Below are 19,818 nucleotides of genomic sequence, written 5' to 3' on the forward strand. Positions count from 1 at the left end.
TGTACGAAAGAGCGTCAGCTGTTGGCGGTGCTAGGCGGTGGTTTATGGCCAAGTCGCTCTGCAATCTTCCGCTGCTGGGATGTTAGGGAAGGCCAGATGAGATGCACCCTGCCGGTCTGCATGACCCTGAGGTCTTCCTTGTGCTTGTCGGTTGCTAGCGATATCTTGAAAAAGCTAGGGTTGTGATCGATGTCGTGCGCTTTCAGACGCCAAAGCACGACGAAGGCATACTTCGGGGTCAGCCTTCCGTTCTTCCGATAGTAAGCAAGTGCATTGGACAGAATGTCCTCTTTGCCACTTTTGCCCTTTTGTTCTGCGTCGCTAACACGCTGCAACTGCTCAATGCAGCTATCTTGTCGCATCTTTTCAGTCAGCTTGCTGAGCTTGGCCCGCGCCTCCACCTCGCTCAGCCTTCGACCTTCGTCGTAGACGGCAACTTGGAAGCGAAGTATGCACGTGGAACCCACGAGCATCTTGTTCCCATTATGCTCGTTGGCAATCTCGAACTGATATCGAAGCTGCTCCTGTTCACACAGCTCGCAAGTTTCGGATGGCTGCTCGTGATCGTATGTGTTCTCAGTGAATCGCCACTCCTGGAACGCAATCGGGAGACTCTTGGCGACAGACAGGGGGAGGATGTTGTCCCTAACACGTTCAATGAACTGCTGCATTCAATGCCCTCCAATATCATCGCAGGTGACGTCTGGTGCGGAGTTAGATTCAGCTATGCGATCTGAGGCACTACATATCCAGTTCAGGCTCATCCCGTGAGGGCTCTGGCGAGCAACGTCGCGTTACCCCTTTCCCCCTTGATGGCGAGCTGTACCCTCGATTAGCAAGCTTGCTAAGCACATGCTGAGGACCTCGGTCATAGTCCGTCATGGAGACGACCACCACGTAGCTAGGCAGCTCAGTTGCCCCGCCGGAGCTAAGCACGTCTAGCGCGTCTTGCTCAGGTAGGACATCTTGCCCCAGGCCCTCCCCAAGAGGCCTGCACAGTCCGAAGGCCACGAAAGATGCCAAGTCTGAGCCTCGCGTTCGAGTGTCGACCGGAATGTGTTCTCGCGCCATCCCCGCCTCGTCGAGATTGTAGGTCTCTATAAAGTGACGCACTGGGCTGACGGTGGGGAGCATGGCCGGAGAGCCACTCTTCGCGATGTGATAGAAGAGGAAGTGGTCTTTGCTTGCGTTCGTCAACTTCTGCAACTGAGTAAGTTTACGCGCGCCAGAGGGCTTGCTTCCAATGTTGGCCTTCCCACGCTCACTAATCTTGGCTTGCAGTAAAGCTACCTTGTGAACGCGCAGGTCCCCGACGTCTACTTGCACGATGACGCCAAGATCGGCTCCAGTCTGACGCTCGCCCCGCGTACCGGCGATCTGGACCAATTCCAGCTCGGCCTTTGCTCGGGGGTAGCCGAGATCCTTCAGGCGATTTTTGGCCCAACCTCGCAGCTCTTGCCTAAGCATTCCGGTGACAACCCCGGTTAGCACGTCCTCATTGGCAATGGAATCATGCAGATCCTCGGTGAACACTTGGGTCTGACTCAGAATTGCCCAGTAGAGAATCCACTGCACGGGATCGGCGAGATGTGCAGGCGAGAGAAGACATCTTGGGATCGCATGCCAGCGATCCGACCAATGTTCGAATTCTGCCATTGAGGCCTCCCAAGGTGGTCCCGGGCAGCCTTTCTGAATGATTTCTAGCGTAGTGCTTACCAATCCCCGGAATGGCGCGATTGCCGAGAAGCCAGGTCGCAAGTGCTCCATCCTGACAATGAGTTCCTCTCGCTCTTGTGCCCATGCACTCAGCGTTGACTCAGTGGGAAGTCGTTGGTATTGCGCACTTCCAAGCAGTTCAAGTGCATTGTTGAGCAGTCCCTTTTTCATCTCGCTATTGACTTGGGCTAAGAGATTCCCCAGCCCTGGCGCAATCCATGCGTTGCGTTCGATCGCATCTGCTAGCGGCTCAATCAAAGTTCTTAGTTGAACCTGAAACTGGCTCAATATAGCGAGTTTTGTGGCCGCCTCCTTAGCAGCCTTCTTACGACTTATATGGAGCGCGTGCTGATCTCGCATGCCGGCCGCAACCGCCTCTCTTTGGGCCGTGACTTCGAGCTGGGTGGCGTGCTCGTACCGCTCGTTGAATTTAGCTTTTGCCTCACTTAGTGCCCGCTTCGCCTTAAAGGCCGCAATTGGGCGGCGCAGCAGGCTAGCCTCGCCACTGGAACGCACAAGTTCTTGCGCGGCAGTCAGTTCCTTCCGCGCTCCACTGAGGAACTCCTCCAGTAGCTCTTCAGCTGATTTGAGGTTAGGAACGCTTGGTGCGTTGCATAGATCCTGTCTCGCGATTTCATGCGCGCCACGGCTGCGTGCCACCGCCTGCGATGTCGCGTCCAGCATCGATTTTAGTTGCGCCCCGTAGCCGCCACGACCGTGTTGTGGTACTTGGTCCATCAAGGCAGTTCCTTTGTAGTCTCTATTCACCCGTATTGGTTACATAGCGGCAATGCTCATTAGTTCTGAAGCCTACACTCTTCTACAGGTAACAGCTTGCAGCATCCCCAGTATTCGCCCGCTGTCTGCTTTGTTCGCGCTAAGGGCTCCCACTCTGATGCAACGCTGGCAAGCTTGCGTCGAATTTCAAACTATACGTAATCCCGTAGAGTCCGAAGCGAGGAGATCCTCATGAAAAGCGGCATCCATTCCAGAGGGAAATCACCGGCCAGACCACGGAAATGTGGCTAAGACTGTCCATCAGAAGTCTGCCCCTGCAGTGGACACAGCGGGTGTTACATAAATAACTGATTTATAAGATCATTTCCTGGCGTCTATGCAGCGACTGTTACATGTGCACAAGTGGCTGGGCCGGTGACCGCAGCAACCGCTGCCTGTGCACGGATGAACGCATCACCCGCTATCGCGCGCGGGTGTCAGGGCCGCTGCTGGACCGCATCGACCTGCATATCAGCGTGGCCAGGATGGATGCAGTGGAGTTGCGGGAGAGTACGCCGCTGGGCGAGCCCAGTGCATCGGTACGTGAGCGGGTGGAAGCTGCGCATGCCCGGCAACAGGCGCGTGGCGGGCTGAATGCCCATCTGCCCCCGGCGGCGCTGCGCGCCTGCACGAAACTGAGTGAAGCCGATCAGGATTTGCTGGAGCAGGCGATCGAGCGCCTGCAGCTTTCGGCACGGGCGATGCACCGAATCCTGCGGGTGGCGCGCACGATTGCGGACCTGGCGGGTTGTGAAGCGATCCAAACGGCGCATCTTTCTGAAGCAATCGGGTACCGGCAGTTGGATCGGGGGAAGCCCGGAGGTTGAAAGAACTCCCAGCGTCTCACTTTGGATCAAGTGCAAAACATGTCGCTTATGCCCTCCCTTTCTGTCAGGAGCAGGCATGTGGGGCAAGACGAGCGCACCGCCATATGCAGCTCACGCCCCAATTGCATTCCGGCGATAGTTCAAGAGGACCGTTCCAGCGCTCACTGCGCCATGCCTTCGTAGTCGCCAACATTGAACTACCGCCGTTTGCAATCAGCGGGGCAACAGCACGTGTACTCTTGATCATTCAAAGACTCCTGCCTTCCCGGCCAACCTAGGAGTTCTTTGAATCTTACGGAGATGCGTTGTCACTTCGCAGAAAGAGCATGGTAGAAAAAGCCGTCGCAGCCGGCAGTCACGACAGAGCTATTAATTGATCTCGCTCCGAAATGGAACTTCGCATTTTTACAATGAGGTTGCGACGTGTCACTGGACCAGCACCTTGCTTCTCGCACCATCACTATAATCACGACGCACGAATTCACCACGGAGCGCCGGCAGTTCCGTTTCGAGTCGCGGCCATCGCAGGACTGCAGAAGCCTGGCCTCAGCACGAGCTTCCAGATCTCCTGGAGCCAACGCCAGGCTTCATTGAGAAGTCGATCGGAATCAGCCAGGAGGCCTGAACACATGCAGTGCACCATTCCCGTTACTCTGTTCAATCGCGGCGCGCTTCTCCAGGAGCTTGCCCCAGCAATCATCCTCTTCATCTGCGCCATAGGCCTCGCATTCCATGGCGGCCTGGCCCCGAGGAAGAAGGCGGCTGCAATTGCCATCCTTTGCATGATCGGCGCCGCAACTTCAGCCTCCACAGCAATGCTGGCGCTGCGTTCGAAGATCGTAGTCGAAGGGGATACTTCCACTTTGCAGGCGGGCTTCTGGAAGGCCGAGCTGCCAACGGTCGCGCTGGTGGGTATCGGCGCAACTGAACCGGTGGGTGATTCACTAGGGAAGCGCAGGAACGGTATGAGCTCGCGCGGTGTCAATGTGGGCTGGTTCGAGGATCCGAGCGGGAGGCGTGTCTTCGCCCTGTCCGCTGGGCGTAGCCCCGTTCTTCTGCCCATCAGCGGCGGCTTCAGCGTGGTGTTGGACCAATCGACAGTTGATGATCTTTTGCAGTGTGATCGCCGCATACCAGCTCGCTAGGTCCGCAGCCGGACCGAGTCCCATGATGCCGTGATCATGAGGAAGTGATTGCCAACCGAGATCAACCACTGGAGGAACCGGCCCAGATTCTGTTGGAAGCGAAGCCTGGTTGGCGGGTTTTGTCGGCGTCGGCGGTGTTCCGCCGGGCATGGCCCGGCGCTACCGGATTGCAGACATTGTGGGGGATGCCTCAGAACGCCATCGAGGTACTGAACATCAGCTGCCGGGGCGCGCTGCGCTGCAGGGTCTGGTAATCCCCCGAGAACGACGAGCCGGCGATGGTGGCGGTGCCGATGTTGTGGCGGTTGAACAGGTTGCTCACGTCCAGGCGCAGCTCCAGGCCGGGCACGGCGCTGTCCGCACCGAAGCGGTAGGCGGCATAGGTGTTGACCTGCCAGAAGGTCGGCACGCGGATGTCGTTCTCGTAGGTGAATGGCTGGCGCAGATAGGAGGTGCTGGTGGCACCGAAGCGCCAGTCACCGAAGTGCGCGGAAAGATCACTCACCAGCGAAATCTGCGGGTAGCCCGGCTGCGCGTTGCCCTTGATCGGGTACACCGTGTCGCCCACCACGAAATCGCTGTCGTAGTACGAACGGGCCACGGCCACGCCTTGGTAGAACTGCAGGTGGTCGGTCAGGTCGGCGGTGATGCCGAGGTCGGCGCCGATCACGTGCATCTTCGGCATCAGCCGCACGGTGTTGATCTGCGCGAACTGGGTACCGATGGCGGCCGACAGCAGGCGGTTGCGGATGTCGTTGTAGAACACATCGCCGGTGATCGTCAGCCGGTCGAAACGATGCGACGCGCCCACGGTCAGGTTCCAGTTCTTCTCCGGGCGCAACGTGCCGGCCACGCGGTCGAACTCTTCCTGGTCGGTGATGGTCCACGCCGAGGCGGTGTAGCCGATGTTGCCGCGCTGGGCCACGCGGTAGCCGTTCATGGTGTTGGCCAGGTCGATGAAGGCATCAGTGGATTCAGTCGGGCTCCAGAACAGCGAGACGTGCGGCAGGAAGTTGCTCTTCGCGCGCAGCGTGCCGTTCACCGGCCGGTCCTTGGCATCACCCAGGCCGCCGCCGCTGGTGCGGAAGTCCACGGCCTTGAAGCCGACGCCCAGCTTCAGCGTGTCGTTCAACACGATGTCGTCCTGCAGGTAGAACTGGCGCGAGCGTGTGATCCAGCTCGACGCGTTGTCGGTCTTAAACGCGGGGCCGTACACATCGAACGGACCGGTGGCCTTCAGCGGCGGGCCCTCGCCCAGCAGCGGCTGCTGGTACCACTCGGTCTTGGCCGCGGCCTTGCTCTTCTCCTGCCAGAAGCCTGCGGTGAAGGTGTGCGCGCCGGTCTCGAACTGCAGGTTGAGCATGCCACCCAGCCGATTCACGCGCGGCGTCTGCACCTGTTCGGAGAACGGTGCGCCGTTTGGCGACGGCACGGTCGGGTCGGTCAGCGTGGCCTGGGTGTGGCTGTTGGCGTTGTACAGCTGCACGTTGCCGCTCAGCGCCGGGCTGATCTGGAAGCGATGGTTGATCGAGGACACGCGATCGCGAGTGGTCTGGCCGGTGTCGTACGGAATCAGTTCGGACAGCTCACCGCAGGTGTAGGCACCGCAGGATTTGTCCGCGTTTTCCGGCGAGGCCACGTACCAGGCCCACGCGTAGTCCGGATAGAAGATGTCGGCCTTCCAGCCCAGCTTGCGGATCATGTCGAAGGAGATGTTGTTGTAACCCCAGACCTTGGCCTTGCTGTCGGACAGGAACACGGTGAAGTCGCCCCAGGCAACGTCCTGCTGCAGCTTCAGGTCGCCGCGCAGGAAGTTCTGGGTGCCCTCGCCCTGGTACTTGTCGGCCGAAACCCTCTGCAGGTCGACCAGCACTTTCGGGCCGTGCTCGCCGAGCTGGCCGCTCTGCCCGGACACGGTGGTGACCAGCGTGCTGTTGCTGCCCACGCCCTGCTTCACACGCAGGCTGGGCGTGTCCTGCAGCTCGCGCAGGCGGTATTCCAGGCTGCCGCCGTTGACGCTGCTGGAAAACACGCTGACCGGCGCACCACCGGGGCTGACCGTGATCGCGCCGATGCCATCGGGCACGCCCACATTCACCACGCTGGTGCCGGTGAGCGAGAGGAAGCCGTTGTCGTTCAGCGGCACGCCTTCGAAGGTGATGCCCATTTCATTCATGCGGAAGCCGCGCACGAACAGGCTGGTGGCCGAGATGTCCAGGCCCAGGCCGTCGGTGGCGGTGTAGCTGGCGCCGGGCACCTGCTTGAGCATGGCCAGGCCGTTGTTGCCGGTGACCATGGCGTCGAGGTCTTCGGCCTTGATGATGTAGCGGTTCGGGCCGACCACCTGGGTCGGCGCGACGGCGGCGCCACGCGGCGTGGCGATCACCTGCAGCGCGTTCAAGGTGGTGGGCGTGTCGTGCGCGGTGTCGTGGGTCTCGGCGGCATACGCAGGTGCGGCGATGGCGGTGATGATGGCCAGGGCGAGGCGCGGCGTGGGTGGGGTGTTCATGGGCAGATCCAGGTGCAGGGAGAGAGCGGCGCAGGCGCACGCCCAGCGCGACGCAGCACCGGTGTCGGCGCCCTGGCTGGCGATGCGATTGCGTTGAGGGAGTGACGGCGCAGCGCGCGCCGGTCAGCAGACGAAAGCGATCATCTGCCGTGGAGTTCGGTGGGGTGATTTCGACGTGCGAAATTCTTGCATCGCACTGCCGCATCCGCCATTGCGCGGTGGTACAGCGGCAATGGCAATGGGGATGGGTGCGCTATACGTGGGTATAGGCCGGCGCGTGCCGATTGCGTGTGCCAACCAATGTTGGCACCAACCGGGGCACGGGGACGTGCGGTTACTGCAGGACGAAATGCTCGATCGCACGCGCGACGCCTTCGTCGGCGTTGCTGGTGGTTTCAAACCGCGCCACCGCCTTCACCGCATCGATGGCATTGCCCATCGCCACACTGGTACCGGCGTACTGCAGCATGGTCAGGTCGTTTTCCTGGTCGCCGATGGCCATCACGTTGGCGCGGTCGATGCCGAGGTGCTCGGCCAGCTTCTGCAGGCTCGGCCCCTTGCCGGCGCGGTGGTCGAACACCTCCAGGAAGAACGGCGCGCTCTTCAGCACCGCGAAGCGCTCGGTCAGTTCGGTGGGCAGGCGCGCGATGGCGGCATCCAGCACGTCGGGCGCGTCGATCATCATCAGCTTGATGAACGACATGGACGGGTCCATGTCGGCCACGCGGCGATAGGACAGCGGCATCCGCGAGAGATGCGAGTCGGCCACGGTGTAGTAGCTGATGTCCTGGTTGGGCGTGTACATGCGCCGGCTGTCCAGCGCCTGGAAGTGCACGCCCAGTTCGCGGGCCACCTGCTCGCAGAACAGGAAGTCGTCGAAGCTGAGCGGATACTCGACCACGGTTTCGCGCGTGCCGATGCGCTGCACCAGCCCACCATTGCAGGCGATGCAGTAGTCATCGTCGCCGTCGATGCCCAGTTCCTGCAGGAACGGCGTCAGGCCGGGAACCGGGCGGCCACTGGTCAGCACGATGTGCACGCCCAGCGCGCGCGCCTGCGCGATCGCCTGCCTGGCCCGGGCGGTGAGCTGGTGGGCTGGATCCAGCAGGGTGCCATCCATGTCGATGGCGACCAGTTCGATGGTCGATTGCCTGCGGCCCATGTCCATTGCGTTCAACTCGTGCGGGGCACGCCAGTTTAACCCCTCATGCCCGGTTCACCTCTTTGCCGGCGTTGGCCGGGATACTGAAGGACCCTGTGCGTCCCCCACCGCAGGACGGCCCGCTGACCGCCCTTCCCTGGAGAACCTTGCGACGCATGACCTACCGTGCCCCCGAAACCAACGACAGCGCGCCGCTGGCCCAGCAGATCGAGCAGATGATCGACGAGCTGCCCGGCGACCAGGTGAGCGTCGGCACCCTGCTCAGTGCGCTGGGCGATGAGGGCCTGCTGCTGATCGTGATCCTGCTCTCGGCCATCTTCATCATTCCGGTGTCGATTCCCGGGCTGAGTACGGTGTTTGGCGCCTCGATCCTGCTGATCGGCCTGAGCCGGGTGCGCAACCGCCCGCTGTGGGTGCCGCAGAAGCTGGCACGTCGCGAGATCGCCACCGACAAGCTGAAGGCCAACCTCGGCCGTGCGCTGAAGTGGGTGCACCGCATGGAGCGGTTGTCGCGGCCGATGCGGCTGGCGGTGATGGTGCGCTCGAAGAAGATGATGCGGTTGAACAACCTGATGCTGGTGTTCGCAACCCTGCTGCTGATGGCGCCGGCCGGGCCGATTCCCTTCAGCAACACGCTGCCGGCGCTGGCGCTGATGTCCTTTGCGATCGGCTTCATCCAGCGCGATGGCGCGGCGGTGGCGGCGGGCTACGGCTTCGTGGTGGCCACGGTGGTGTATTTCGGTGTGCTGCTGGGCGGCGTGGGGTTTGCCGCTGAGTCGGTGTTCAGCGGGTTGCGCGCGGCGCCGTCGGAAGTGTAGCGCCGAGGCGATGCTCGGCTGATTCAGGCTTTTTGTAGAGTCGAGCCATGCTCGACTGCTCCTTGCAAAAGCAGTCGAGCATGGCTCGACTCTACAAAAGCCAGATCCACAGCGGTCGAGCATGGCTCGACGCTACACAGCTATTTCGCGGACACCCGCCACACCACATCACCCACGTCGTCGGCCACCAGCAACGCGCCCTCGGCATCCATCGCCATGCCCACCGGTGCGCCCATCAGCGTCTTCTCGTCCTTGGAGGTGAAGCCACTGACCACGGTCTGCGGCCGACCGGTCGGCTTGCCGTCCTTGAACGGCACGTACACCACTTCGTAGCCGCTCAGCGGCGAGCGGTCCCAGCTGCCGTGCTCGCCGATGAAGGCGCCACCGTGGTACTGCGCCGGCAGCGCCTGCCCGGTGTAGAACAGCAGCCCCAGTGGTGCCACGTGCGAGCCGATGGCGTAGTCGGGCACGATCGCCTTGGCCACCAGATCCGGCCGCTGCGGTTGCACGCGCTCATCCACATGCTGGCCGTAGTAGCTGTAGGGCCAGCCGTAGAAGCCGTCTTCCTTCACCGAGGTCAGGTAATCCGGTACCAGGTCGGCGCCGATCTCGTCGCGCTCGTTGGCCACCGCCCACAGCTTGCCGGTGCTCGGCTCCCAGTCCAGCCCGGTCGGGTTGCGGATGCCGGACGCGTAGATGCGGCTGCCACGGGTGGCCACGTCCACTTCCAGCACCACCGCGCGGCGGTACTCGACCGCCAGGCCGTTCTCGGTGATGTTGCTGTTGGAGCCCACGCCCACGTACAGCTTGCTGCCATCGCGGCTGGCCAGCAGTTCCTTGGTCCAGTGGTGGTTGATGGTGCTGGGCAGGTCGGTGAACTCGCGGCCCTTGTCGGACATGCGGGTTTCGCCCGGCACGTAGTGGTACTGCATGATGTTGCCGGTGTTGGCCACGTACAGCGTGTCACCGATCAGCTGGATGCCGAACGGCGAATGCAGGCCTTCGATGTAGACATGCTGGGTCCAGGTGGTGGTGCCGGGCGTACGCCGCAGCAGGGTGACCCGGTTGCCGCCCTTGCCGGCCTTGCCCGAACGGGCCTTCACCTTGCCGGCGATCCACTGCTTGGGCGTGGTGACCGGCTCTTCGCCGGGGCCGTTGCCTTCCACCACCAGCACGTCGCCATTGGGCAGGGTCAGCAGGCGCCGCGGGTGCATCAGGTTGGCAGCGATGCGCTCGATCTTCAGGCCGTCGGCCACCGCCGGTGACTGGCCTTCGGCCCAGCCGACGCCCTTGGGCACCTGCATTGGCGGCATCAGGAAGTTCTTCGGCGCCGGCAGCGGCGGCTTCGTACCGGACTGGTCGGCGGGGTGGTACTCGGCCTTTCCCGCACAGGCCGACAGGGTGACGGCCAGTGCCAGGGCGGCCACGGCGGGCAGGATGTGCTTAGCCATGACGGCCTCCCTGCAGCACCGGCGGCTGCAATGACAGCAGGATCAGGCCCAGTGCGATCAGGGCCACGGTCAGCGCGGACAGGATCGTGCCCGGTACCGCAACGGCATAGGCATCACGGCTGTGCACGAAGGCGTTCCAGATCGCCAGCAGCACGGCCACCAGGTTGAGGAAGAAGTCGATGCGGTCGATGCGGGTGGCCGTGCCGTTGCGGCGCCAGACCGCGAACAGGTTGATCAGCCGCGGCACGATGGCGATCAGCAGGCCGAAGGTGATCAGCCAGGCCGCGGCCTTGCCCCACATCACCTCGGCGCTGTTGAGGTAGATCGCGTCGAAGATCAGGGCGCCGACGAAGAAGCCGAACGGTATCGGGTTCAACAGGCTGAACAGCGTGGTGCCGAGGCCGCGATGGGCCTGGGCCAGGGGGTTGACCATCTGGGTGCTCCGGTACGGAAGGGTGCACGGGCCGTAGTAGCACAGGCGGACGTGAGGGCGCGCGATGACGCAGGTTCCAACCAGGGTTGGCATCTGCCGGATGCGGGCAGCAGATCCACGCCATGCGTGGATGCGAGTGCCAGCCAAGGTTGGCATCCCTCAGATGCGAGCCAACACCGTCGTCATTACCCCACGGCATAAGTGTTTGTGACGCAATTGGCACATCCGTATATTGCTTGTGTGAAGAGGTAGGGGGTTCTTCGTTGTGTCGCGTTTGGCTCGTTGCGATGGGGCAGTCCCGCCCCGCCGTCTGCCATGCCGATTCACAACAGAAGGATTCGTGTATGAAGCGACACACGCAACGCTCCGCGCCACCGCGCTCCGCGCGCCTGGCCCTTGCCACTGCCCTGGTGCTGGGCAGCCTGGTGGCCACCGCCCAGGCCCAGCAGGCCGATCCGCTGGCGGGACGGCAGTGGCACCTGCTCAACACCGGGCAGGCGGTGCTGGGCGATACCCTGCCGGTGGCCGGCAACGATCTCAACGTGGATGGCCTGTTCCGCAATGGCATCCGCGGCCAGGGCGTCACCATCGCCATCGTCGATGATGGCCTGCAGATCGCCCACCCGGACCTGGCGGCCAACGTAGCGGCAGTGGCGGGCAAGAACTTCGCCAACGGCTCCAACAATCCCACCCCGTCCAATCCCGACGTCGACAATCACGGCACGATGGTCGGCGGCATCGCCGGTGCGGTGGGCGCCAACAATCTGGGCGTGCGCGGCGTGGCCTCGGCGGCCACCCTCAAGGGCTTCAACTTCCTGGCGTCCAACGCGCAGGGCAATTCAACGTCCAACATCGAGTATTCCTGGTGGGACGGTGCCGAAGTGGCCGACGTGCAGGTGTTCAACAACAGCTGGGGCTCCATTCCCGGCAATCCGAACCTGCCGCCGGCCTACAGCCAGAACGAAATCGCTTCCTATGAGCAGGCGATGTCCGGCACCCGCGGCGGTCGCGGCGGCATCTATGTGAAAGCGGCCGGCAACAACCACGACAACGGTTATCGGCCGGACGGCAGCGATATCTGCTCGGCTGACACCAAGAACCGCAACACCGGCTGCGTTCCGGCTGGCCGTGACCCGCGCAACAACCTGTTCACTGTGATCACCGTGGGCGCGGTGCGTGCCGATGGTGTGCGCTCCTCGTACTCGTCCACCGGCTCGGCACTGTGGGTGTCCGGCTTCGGCGGCGAGAACGGCTGGCAGCGGCAGGTCGTGCCCGGGCAGCTGGCGATCCGCTACGATCCGGCCATCCTCACCACCGACGTCACCGGCTGCCTGCAGGGCAGCAACAAGAACTCCAGCCTGCGCAACACCCTGGACGGCGCGCAGTCCGCCATCGACCGCACCTGCAACTACACCGGCAAGATGAACGGCACCTCGGCCGCCACGCCGATGGTCTCGGGTGTCGCGGCGCTGGTGCTGGAAGCCAATCCGAACCTGTCCTACCGCGATGTGAAGTACATCCTGGCCACCACCGCCACCCGCAACGACCCGAACCGGGCAGCGGTGACGCTGGCTGACGGCCGCGTGCTGGTACCGGGCTGGACGGTGAACGCCGCTGGTCGCGCGTACAGCAACTGGTACGGCTTCGGTGTAGTCAATGCCGCACGCGCGGTGCAGGTGGCGGAGAACTTCCAGTCGCTGGGCGCACTGGTCGACAGCGGCTGGCGCACCACTACGCGCACCGTGGCCATCGGCAACACGCCAACGGCCGCAGCACGCCTGACCTTCCAGGTGGCCAACGGTGCACGCAACATCGAGAGCGTGCAGCTGGGCTTCCGGGTCAACCACAGCAACACCCGCCAGCTGCAGTTCGTGCTGGTCTCGCCCAGTGGCACCCGCAGCGTGGTGCAGCCGGCGTTCACCGCGATCGGCTCGGGCACCGGCGGCGTGCAGCGCAACTTCACCAACTGGGACCTGCTGTCCAGCAATGCCTTCCTGGATGAGAACGCCACGGGCACCTGGACGCTGGAAGTGACCGACCTGGGGCAGGCCGCGAACGCTGCATCGCGTGGCAACCTCGAATCCTTCAAGATCCGCGTTCTGGGGCACTGATGATGAAGAAGACCATTCTGTTGAGCAGCCTCGCCCTTGCGGCGATGACCACCACTGCCTGGGCCCAGAGTTCCGGCCAGGCCCCTGCCACGAGGACCCTGTCGACCGTGGATGCACAGGCGTTGAAGGCGGCGGCTACCGGCCGTTCGTTCGATGTAGGCGGTTCGCGATTCCAGCTGGCACCGTCAGCAACCGTGCAGCCCGCCAGCGGCGGCCAGTTCAAGATCACTCCCGCGGCTGATGCCGGGGCGGCGGCCACCAGCACGCGCAGCAAGCGTTCCACCGATGCCAGCGGTGCCGGCGCCGCAGCGCGCGTGGATGCTGGCGCCAGCAAGTTCGCTGCCGCCGTCTCCAGCGACGGCGCACCGGTGGTGGCGACCTCGCGGGTCAAGGTGTTCTTCACCGACGCGGCCTCGGCGCAGCGCGCGGCCACCGCAACCGGTGGCACCGTGGTGAAGGTGTCCAAGGCCGCGGGCCGGGCGATCGTCGAGTACCCATCGGTGAACGCGGCACTGGATGCGACCACCAAGCTGTTGTCCACCGCCGGCATCCGTGCGGCCGAACCGGACGTGGTGCAGTGGGAAGAGACCAAGTAAGGCGTTGAGTGGTGCCCCCGGCCGGTTGGCTCTCCTGGCCGGCCGGGGGATCAGGGGTGTGCCAACCAAGGTTGGCACCCACCCGCGTCAGCGAGCGGCGAGGGCGCCGTTGTGGGACAGGCTGCAGCTGGCCAGCGGGTCGCTGCCGGCCGCCGGGTGCGCGGGCTCGAGCAGCAGGCGCTGCACGTCGGAGAACAGCTTGTCCACCGGCATGCCATACGGGGCGAACAGCCGCAGCCGGCCCTGGCGATCGAACACGTAGCCACCGGCAATGTGGCTCATCGTGTAGGTCTGCGGGATCGGGCCGGGTTCCTTTTCATAGAACGCCTTGAAGTCGCTGGCCATTGCGGCCAGCTGCGCTTCGTTGCCGACCAGCGCGATTGCCTTGGGGTCGAACGCTTCCACGTAGGTGCGGGCGACCTCGGGCGTATCACGTGCCGGATCGACGCTGACGAACACCACCTGCAGCTGGTCGGCATCCTTGCCCATCAGGTGCTTGACCTGGCTCAGCTCGACCATCGTGGTCGGGCACACATCCGGGCAGCTGGTGAAGCCGAAGAACAGGTAGGTCACCTGCCCCTGCAGATCCGCCGGGCCACGCACGGTGCCGTGGCTGTCGGGCATCGACCAGTGCTGGCCGAGCTCTTCGCAGGCGATGTCCTTCGCGTAGAAGTCCATGCGCGACTGCGCGCTGCAGCCGGCCAGCAGGCCGAGCAGCAGGCCTGCGGCCAGCCGCAGGCCACGATGGGGGAACGCAATGCCTTTCACGGTGCGCAGGCTCAGTTGATCATCATGTGGTAGTGCATGCTCCAGATGATCCAGACCGACAGTGCGACGACGATGAACAGGATCACCAGGGTGAACACGAAGCTGGCCAGGTTCCAGCCGCCTTCGGACTTGCGGTCCATGTGCAGGAAAAAGACCAGCTGCACCAGGATCTGCGTCACCGCGAAGCCGACCAGCAGGAACAGCGTGAGCGGCCGTGACAGCACCGGGTTCATCACCAGTGCGAACGGCACCACGGTCAGCAGCGCGCACAGCACGAAGCCGATCAAGTAGGACTTGGTGGAGCCATGCGCATTGCCGGCGCGCGAGGTTTCGACGTGGGCCATGTCAGAAGGCTCCGATCAGGTAGACGAAGGTGAAGACGCAGATCCACACCAGGTCCAGGAAGTGCCAGAACAGGCTCAGGCACGAGACACGGGTGATGTTGGTGGGGGTCAGGCCACGGCGGTAGACCTGGTGCATCACCACCGCCATCCAGATCAGGCCACTGGCCACGTGCAGGCCATGGGTGGCCACCAACGCGAAGAACGCTGACAGGTAGGCGCTGGTGCTGGGGCCCGCGCCTTCGTGGATCAGGTGCGAGAACTCGTAGATCTCCATGCCGATGAACGAGGCGCCGAGCACGAAGGTCACACCCAGCCAGCGCAGCACTGCCGAAGCGTCATGGCGGTGCATTGCCAGCACGGCCTGGCCGTAGGTGATGCTGGAGACCAGCAGCAGGAAGGTCTCGGCCATCACGAACGGCAGCGAGAACAGCTCCTTGCCGGTGGGGCCGCCGGCGTAGGCGGTGCTGAGCACCGCGTACGAGGCGAACAGCGAACCGAACAGCACCAGGTCGGACATGAGGTAGACCCACATGCCGAACACTTTCATGCCGCCCTGCTCGTGGCCATGGTCGTGTGCGTGGTGGTCCTGGTGCGCCTGCGTATCGCTGGCCAGCTCCGGGCGGGTCAACAGGTTCATGCGCGTACCTCCTTGAGCTTGGCCAGGTTGGCCGCTTCGGTGCGCGCCACCTCTTCGGAACTGACGTAGTAGTCCACGTCCTCGTCGTAGGACCGCACGATCAGGGTCACGATCATGGCGATGAAGCTGGCGGCGGCCATCCACCAGATGTGCCAGACCAGGGCGAAGCACAGCACCAGGATCCAGATGTTGAGGATCAGCGGCACGCCGGTGTTCTTCGGCATGTGGATCGGCGCGTACTTCTTCGGCGGCGGCGGCAGGCCGCGCTTCTTCGCTTCGTGGAAGGCGTCCAGCTCATCGGCCTTGGGCACCACGGCGAAGTTGTAGAACGGCGGCGGCGACGGCGTGGCCCATTCCAGCGTGCGTGCATTCCACGGGTCGCCGGTCAGGTCCAGGTTGCGCTTGCGGTCGCGCACGCTCACGTAGATCTGCACCAGCATCAGGATGATGCCGGCGAACACGAACAGCGCACCGATGAAGGCAGCAATCAGGTACGGCGTCCAGGCCGGGTTGTCGTACTGGTTCATGCGCCGGGTCATGCCCATGAAGCCGAGCATGTACAGCGGCATGAAGGCCAGGTAGAAGCCGATCACCCAGCAGGCGAACGACCACTTGCCCAGGCGCTCGTTGAGGGTGAAGCCGAACACCTTCGGGAACCAGTAGGCAAAGCCGGCCAGGTAGCCGAACAGCGCGCCGCCGATGATGGTGTTGTGGAAGTGCGCGACCAGGAACAGGCTGTTGTGCAGCAGGAAGTCCGCACCCGGAATGGCCAGCAGCACGCCGGTCATGCCACCGATGGTGAAGGTGACCAGGAACGCGATGGTCCACAGCATCGGCACGCTGAACTCGACGCGGCCACCGTACATGGTGAACAGCCAGGTGAAGATCTTCACGCCGGTAGGAATGGCGATGATCATCGTCATGATGCCGAAGAAGGCATTGACGCTGGCACCGGAGCCCATGGTGAAGAAGTGGTGCAGCCAGACGATGAACGAGAGGATGCCGATCGCCAGCGTGGCGCCCACCATCGACTTGTAGCCGAACAGCTTCTTGCGCGCGAACGTGGCGGTGACTTCAGAGAAGATGCCGAACGCCGGCAGCACCAGGATGTACACCTCCGGATGGCCCCAGGCCCACACCAGGTTCACGTACATCATCGGGTTGCCACCCAACGTGTTGGTGTAGAAGTTGAAGTCCAGGTAGCGGTCCAGGGTGAGCGCGCCCAGCGCCACGGTGAGGATCGGGAAGGCGGCGATGATGATCACGCTGGTGACCAGCACCGTCCAGGTGAACACCGGCATCTTCATCAGGGTCATGCCCGGCGCACGCATGCGCAGGATGGTGATGAACAGGTTGACGCCGGTCAGCAATGTGCCGATGCCCGAAGCCTGCAACGCCCAGATGTAGTAATCGACACCCACCCCTGGACTGAACTCGATACCCGACAGCGGCGGATAGGCCACCCAGCCGGTCATGGCGAATTCGCCAACGCCCAGCGAGATCATCATCAGCGCGGCGCCGACCACGAAGATCCAGAAGCTGAAGGCGTTGAGGAACGGAAACGCCATGTCGCGCGCGCCGATCTGCAGCGGCACGATGATGTTCATCAGGCCGACCACGAACGGGGTGGCCACGAAGAAGATCATGATCACGCCGTGCGCGGTGAAGATCTGGTCGTAGTGTTCCGGTGGCAGGAAGCCGTCACTGCCCGGGCCGGCCGCGGCCAGCTGCGCGCGCATCATCAGCGCATCGGCAAAGCCACGCACCAGCATGACCAGCGCCACCACCACGTACATGATGCCGATCTTCTTGTGGTCCACGGTGGTGAACCAGTCACGCCACAGCGGGCCCCACAGCTTGAAGTACGTCACCGCGCCGAGCAGCGCGAGGCCACCCAGCACCATGGCCGCCAATGTGACCACCACGATCGGCTCGTGCAGCGGCACGGCCTCCCACGTCAATTTACCCAACATGTTCGTTACTCCTGGGAAACCTGGGCACCACCGGCAACGCCCGCCGGGGTGGCGGCAGCGGTGTTCTCACCCACGCCGATGAACTGGTCGATGACCTTCTTGAACAGCAGCGGCTCGACACTGGAGAAGTGCTGTACCGGTGCGTTCTTGGTTGGTGCGGCCAGCGCCTTGAACTGATTGAAATCCAGTGCCTGCGGCGCGCTGCGCACCTCGGCCACCCAGCGCTCGAAGTCTTCGTTGCTGCTGGCGGTGGCGATGAACTTCATGTTCGAGAAGCCATGCCCGCTGTAGTTGCCGGACATGCCGCGGAACTGGCCCGGCTCGTTGGCGATCAGGTGCAGCTGCGTGCGCATGCCGGCCATCGCATAGATCTGCCCACCCAGCTGCGGGATGAAGAAGGTGTTCATCGTCGAGTTGGAGGTGATGTTGAACGCCAGCGGGCGGTTGGCCGGGAAGTTGAGCTGGTTGACCGTGGCGATGCCCAGGTCCGGGTATACGAACACCCACTTCCAGTCGGTGGCGATCACGTCCACGTGCAGCGGTTCGCCAGCCACGTCCAGCGGCTTGTACGGGTCCAGTTCGTGGGTGGACTGCCAGACGATCACCGCCAATACCGCGATGATGACCAGCGGCACGCCCCAGACCACGATCTCCACCTTGGTGGAGTGCGACCAGTCCGGCGTGTATTTCGCCTTGGTGTTGCCGGCGCGGAAGCGCCACGCGAATACGAAGGTCAGCACGATGGCCGGTATCACCACGATCAGCATCAGGCCGATGCAGATCAGGATCAGGTCGCGCTGGGCGAGCCCGACCATGCCCTTCGAATCCAGCAGCACCCAGTCACAGCCCGACAGGCCGACGCAGGCCAGGGCGACCAGCGCCAGGCGGATGCGGTTCCAGCAGATATTCATTGGAGGTCAACCCTGTTGAAGAAGCGCACTTGACCGGCTCGCCTGCGCGCAGCGCCCGGGCGTGGAGCGGCTACACTGTGGGTACGAGGTCACCTACAAAAAGGCGATCCACTCCAATCAAGCCCATACAAGATACATTATTGTATGGACTTGTGCATCTGCACGTATGGAAAAATCTGACCGATGACGCCTCCTGCCGCCGGCCGCCGCCTGAAACACCCCAACCGCACCTGGGTTCGCCCCTTCCGCGAGGGCGCCGGCCCGCTGTACCTGCAGATTGCCCAGCAGGTGCGCGAGGCGGTGGACGACGGCGTGTTGCGCCCGGGCGACCGCCTGCCGCCGCAGCGCGACCTGGCCCAACAGGTGGGCGTGGACCTGACCACCGTCACCCGCGCCTTTGCCGAGCTGCGCCAGGCCGGCCTGCTCGATGCGCAGGGCGCCGGCGGCACCTTCATTGCACTGTCGGCCGGCAACCGCAGCACCTCGGTCGACCTGAGCATGAACATCCCGCCGCTGCTGGGCAGCGCGCCGTTTGCACAGGGCATGGAGGCGGGCTTCCAGCACGTGGGCCAGCAGCTGGGCCAGGGCGAGCTGATGAGTTACCACGTCGGTGCCGGCACCCGCGAGGACCGCGCCGCCGCCGTGCAGTGGCTGGCACCGATGCTGGGCACCGTGGGGGCCGACCAGGTGGTGATCTGCCCCGGTGCGCAGACCGCACTGTGCGCATTGATCCTGGCCCGTACCCAGCCGGGCGAGCTGATCGCCGCCGAGCAGCTGACCTACCCCGGCCTGCTGGCCGCCGCGCGCGTGCTGCAGCGGGGCGTGCTGCCAGTGGCGATGGATGCCGAAGGCATGCTGCCGGACGCGCTGGAAGAAGCCTGCCAGCTGCGCCGCCCGCGCCTGCTGTACCTGGTGCCGACCATCCAGAACCCGACCACGGCGACGATGTCGGCACAGCGCCGGCAGGCGCTGCTGGCGGTCGCGAAGCGCCACGATCTGACCGTGATCGAAGACGATCCCTACTGGTTGCTGGCCGGGGACGCCGCGCCGCCGCTGGCCGCCCATCGCGACGCCGGCTGCCCGGTCTACTACATCTCCACCCTGTCCAAGTGCCTGGCGCCGGGCCTGCGCACCGCCTATCTGGTGGTGCCGGCCGGCGAGCCGATGGAGCCGGTGCTGGATGCGCTGCGCGCGATCGCGCTGATGCCGACCCAGTCAATGGTGGCCGTGGCCTCGCAGTGGATCCGCAGCGGCCAGGCCCAGGACATGGTGCAGCGCTTCCAGCAGGAACTGCGCGAACGCCAGGCGATTGCCGCGCAGTACCTGCCGTCGCGTGCCCGTGCCCATCCGGCCGGCCTGCATGTCTGGTTGCCGCTGCCGCCACGGCTGGACCAGTACCGGCTGATCCAGGCCGCGCAGGAACAAGGCCTGGGCATCGCCAGCTCCGGTGCCTTCAGCGTGGAGGAACCGCCACCGGGCAACGCGATCCGCCTGTCGTTGGGCGGCGCGGTCGACCAGGGCGCGCTGGCCGGGGCGCTGGCCAAGCTGAACGAGATCCTGTCCGAAGCCCCCGAAGCGCGGCACAGCGCCATCGTCTGAACCGTGCGCATGGCGCGCTATCCATACAAGATGATATTTTG

At 63.9% G+C, this 19,818-nt stretch carries 16 protein-coding genes and 1 pseudogene; 6 read left to right on the forward strand and 11 right to left on the reverse strand.

Annotated elements, in window-relative coordinates; translation table 11 throughout:
• Positions 1-14: 14 nt before the first annotated feature.
• Both O0J73_RS03475 and O0J73_RS03480 read right to left on the reverse strand, forming a co-directional pair.
• Positions 15-671 (reverse strand): hypothetical protein, encoded by a 657-nt coding sequence (locus O0J73_RS03475; protein ID WP_308308011.1) that lies wholly within the window; start codon positions 669-671, stop codon positions 15-17.
• 70 nt (positions 672-741) lie between these two features.
• Complete coding sequence (locus tag O0J73_RS03480) at positions 742-2,454, reverse strand: hypothetical protein (RefSeq protein WP_308308012.1); 1,713 nt, start codon at positions 2,452-2,454, stop codon at positions 742-744.
• Positions 2,455-2,849: 395 nt separating this feature from the next.
• Between O0J73_RS03480 and O0J73_RS03485 the strand changes: the two are divergent.
• Positions 2,850-3,320 (forward strand): annotated as a pseudogene (locus O0J73_RS03485) (ATP-binding protein); the annotation flags it as partial.
• 629 nt (positions 3,321-3,949) lie between these two features.
• Entirely contained in the window at positions 3,950-4,465 is a 516-nt protein-coding gene (locus O0J73_RS03490; protein ID WP_308308013.1) for a hypothetical protein, read from the forward strand.
• A 190-nt stretch (positions 4,466-4,655) separates the two neighbouring features.
• On the opposite strand, the gene O0J73_RS03495 is transcribed toward O0J73_RS03490, so the two are convergent.
• Both O0J73_RS03495 and yidA read right to left on the reverse strand, forming a co-directional pair.
• Positions 4,656-6,974 carry a TonB-dependent receptor gene (locus O0J73_RS03495; protein ID WP_308308014.1) on the reverse strand — a complete coding sequence of 773 codons (2,319 nt, stop codon included), beginning with the start codon at positions 6,972-6,974 and terminating at the stop codon, positions 4,656-4,658.
• A 334-nt stretch (positions 6,975-7,308) separates the two neighbouring features.
• Positions 7,309-8,142 carry a sugar-phosphatase gene (gene yidA / locus O0J73_RS03500; RefSeq protein ID WP_197564493.1) on the reverse strand — a complete coding sequence of 278 codons (834 nt, stop codon included), beginning with the start codon at positions 8,140-8,142 and terminating at the stop codon, positions 7,309-7,311.
• A gap of 149 nt (positions 8,143-8,291) precedes the next feature.
• On the opposite strand from yidA, the gene O0J73_RS03505 reads away from it, so the two are divergent.
• Positions 8,292-8,954 (forward strand): exopolysaccharide biosynthesis protein, encoded by a 663-nt coding sequence (locus tag O0J73_RS03505; RefSeq protein ID WP_049421123.1) that lies wholly within the window; start codon positions 8,292-8,294, stop codon positions 8,952-8,954.
• 140 nt (positions 8,955-9,094) lie between these two features.
• Here the strand turns inward: O0J73_RS03505 and O0J73_RS03510 are convergent, their stop codons facing one another.
• Together O0J73_RS03510 and O0J73_RS03515 are read right to left on the reverse strand one after the other, a co-directional pair.
• Positions 9,095-10,405 (reverse strand): sorbosone dehydrogenase family protein, encoded by a 1,311-nt coding sequence (locus tag O0J73_RS03510; protein ID WP_308308015.1) that lies wholly within the window; start codon positions 10,403-10,405, stop codon positions 9,095-9,097.
• On the reverse strand, positions 10,398-10,838 hold the full coding sequence (locus O0J73_RS03515) for a DUF2231 domain-containing protein (RefSeq protein WP_049456483.1): 441 nt from the start codon (positions 10,836-10,838) through the stop codon (positions 10,398-10,400). Before O0J73_RS03515 ends, O0J73_RS03510 begins: the two co-directional genes overlap by 8 nt.
• Positions 10,839-11,182: 344 nt before the next feature.
• On the opposite strand from O0J73_RS03515, the gene O0J73_RS03520 reads away from it, so the two are divergent.
• Both O0J73_RS03520 and O0J73_RS03525 read left to right on the forward strand, forming a co-directional pair.
• Complete coding sequence (locus O0J73_RS03520; RefSeq protein WP_006474820.1) at positions 11,183-12,949, forward strand: S8 family serine peptidase; 1,767 nt, start codon at positions 11,183-11,185, stop codon at positions 12,947-12,949.
• Positions 12,949-13,545, forward strand: a complete 597-nt coding sequence (locus O0J73_RS03525; RefSeq protein WP_197564245.1) for a DNA breaking-rejoining protein — start codon at positions 12,949-12,951, stop codon at positions 13,543-13,545. Before O0J73_RS03520 ends, O0J73_RS03525 begins: the two co-directional genes overlap by 1 nt.
• Before the next feature lie 87 nt (positions 13,546-13,632).
• Here O0J73_RS03525 and O0J73_RS03530 read toward each other — a convergent pair whose 3' ends face one another.
• From O0J73_RS03530 to cyoA, 5 genes are read right to left on the reverse strand one after another with little or no spacing between them, the layout of a single operon-like run.
• Complete coding sequence (locus tag O0J73_RS03530; protein ID WP_308308016.1) at positions 13,633-14,313, reverse strand: SCO family protein; 681 nt, start codon at positions 14,311-14,313, stop codon at positions 13,633-13,635.
• An 11-nt stretch (positions 14,314-14,324) separates the two neighbouring features.
• Complete coding sequence (gene cyoD, locus O0J73_RS03535) at positions 14,325-14,657, reverse strand: cytochrome o ubiquinol oxidase subunit IV (protein ID WP_308308017.1); 333 nt, start codon at positions 14,655-14,657, stop codon at positions 14,325-14,327.
• Position 14,658: 1 nt separating this feature from the next.
• On the reverse strand, positions 14,659-15,294 hold the full coding sequence (cyoC, locus tag O0J73_RS03540) for a cytochrome o ubiquinol oxidase subunit III (protein WP_006474875.1): 636 nt from the start codon (positions 15,292-15,294) through the stop codon (positions 14,659-14,661).
• Positions 15,291-17,267, reverse strand: coding sequence for a cytochrome o ubiquinol oxidase subunit I (cyoB, locus tag O0J73_RS03545; protein ID WP_006474876.1), 1,977 nt, complete (start codon positions 17,265-17,267; stop codon positions 15,291-15,293). The genes cyoC and cyoB overlap by 4 nt, the downstream gene beginning before the upstream one ends.
• 5 nt (positions 17,268-17,272) lie before the next feature.
• The gene (gene cyoA, locus O0J73_RS03550) at positions 17,273-18,178 is read right to left on the reverse strand and encodes a ubiquinol oxidase subunit II (RefSeq protein WP_006474878.1); all 906 of its coding nucleotides are present in this window, start codon (positions 18,176-18,178) and stop codon (positions 17,273-17,275) included.
• Positions 18,179-18,361: 183 nt separating this feature from the next.
• Here cyoA and O0J73_RS03555 point away from each other — a divergent pair, with 183 nt between their 5' ends.
• The gene (locus tag O0J73_RS03555; RefSeq protein ID WP_308308018.1) at positions 18,362-19,777 is read left to right on the forward strand and encodes a PLP-dependent aminotransferase family protein; all 1,416 of its coding nucleotides are present in this window, start codon (positions 18,362-18,364) and stop codon (positions 19,775-19,777) included.
• Positions 19,778-19,818 lie beyond the last annotated feature (41 nt).

This window comes from Stenotrophomonas sp. Sm6012 (assembly GCF_030985895.1).
GTDB classification, from domain to species: Bacteria; Pseudomonadota; Gammaproteobacteria; order Xanthomonadales; family Xanthomonadaceae; genus Stenotrophomonas; species Stenotrophomonas forensis.

What these genes read in the sequence shown, in the direction of transcription:
- O0J73_RS03475 (WP_308308011.1), bottom strand. Translation starts at nt 671, where the DNA reads ATGCAGCAGTTCATTGAACGTGTTAGGGACAACATCCTCCCCCTGTCT.
- O0J73_RS03480 (WP_308308012.1), bottom strand. Translation starts at nt 2,454, where the DNA reads ATGGACCAAGTACCACAACACGGTCGTGGCGGCTACGGGGCGCAACTA.
- O0J73_RS03490 (WP_308308013.1), top strand. Translation starts at nt 3,950, where the DNA reads ATGCAGTGCACCATTCCCGTTACTCTGTTCAATCGCGGCGCGCTTCTC.
- O0J73_RS03495 (WP_308308014.1), bottom strand. Translation starts at nt 6,974, where the DNA reads ATGAACACCCCACCCACGCCGCGCCTCGCCCTGGCCATCATCACCGCC.
- yidA (WP_197564493.1), bottom strand. Translation starts at nt 8,142, where the DNA reads ATGGACATGGGCCGCAGGCAATCGACCATCGAACTGGTCGCCATCGAC.
- O0J73_RS03505 (WP_049421123.1), top strand. Translation starts at nt 8,292, where the DNA reads ATGACCTACCGTGCCCCCGAAACCAACGACAGCGCGCCGCTGGCCCAG.
- O0J73_RS03510 (WP_308308015.1), bottom strand. Translation starts at nt 10,405, where the DNA reads ATGGCTAAGCACATCCTGCCCGCCGTGGCCGCCCTGGCACTGGCCGTC.
- O0J73_RS03515 (WP_049456483.1), bottom strand. Translation starts at nt 10,838, where the DNA reads ATGGTCAACCCCCTGGCCCAGGCCCATCGCGGCCTCGGCACCACGCTG.
- O0J73_RS03520 (WP_006474820.1), top strand. Translation starts at nt 11,183, where the DNA reads ATGAAGCGACACACGCAACGCTCCGCGCCACCGCGCTCCGCGCGCCTG.
- O0J73_RS03525 (WP_197564245.1), top strand. Translation starts at nt 12,949, where the DNA reads ATGATGAAGAAGACCATTCTGTTGAGCAGCCTCGCCCTTGCGGCGATG.
- cyoD (WP_308308017.1), bottom strand. Translation starts at nt 14,657, where the DNA reads ATGGCCCACGTCGAAACCTCGCGCGCCGGCAATGCGCATGGCTCCACC.
- cyoC (WP_006474875.1), bottom strand. Translation starts at nt 15,294, where the DNA reads ATGAACCTGTTGACCCGCCCGGAGCTGGCCAGCGATACGCAGGCGCAC.
- cyoB (WP_006474876.1), bottom strand. Translation starts at nt 17,267, where the DNA reads ATGTTGGGTAAATTGACGTGGGAGGCCGTGCCGCTGCACGAGCCGATC.
- cyoA (WP_006474878.1), bottom strand. Translation starts at nt 18,178, where the DNA reads ATGAATATCTGCTGGAACCGCATCCGCCTGGCGCTGGTCGCCCTGGCC.
- O0J73_RS03555 (WP_308308018.1), top strand. Translation starts at nt 18,362, where the DNA reads ATGACGCCTCCTGCCGCCGGCCGCCGCCTGAAACACCCCAACCGCACC.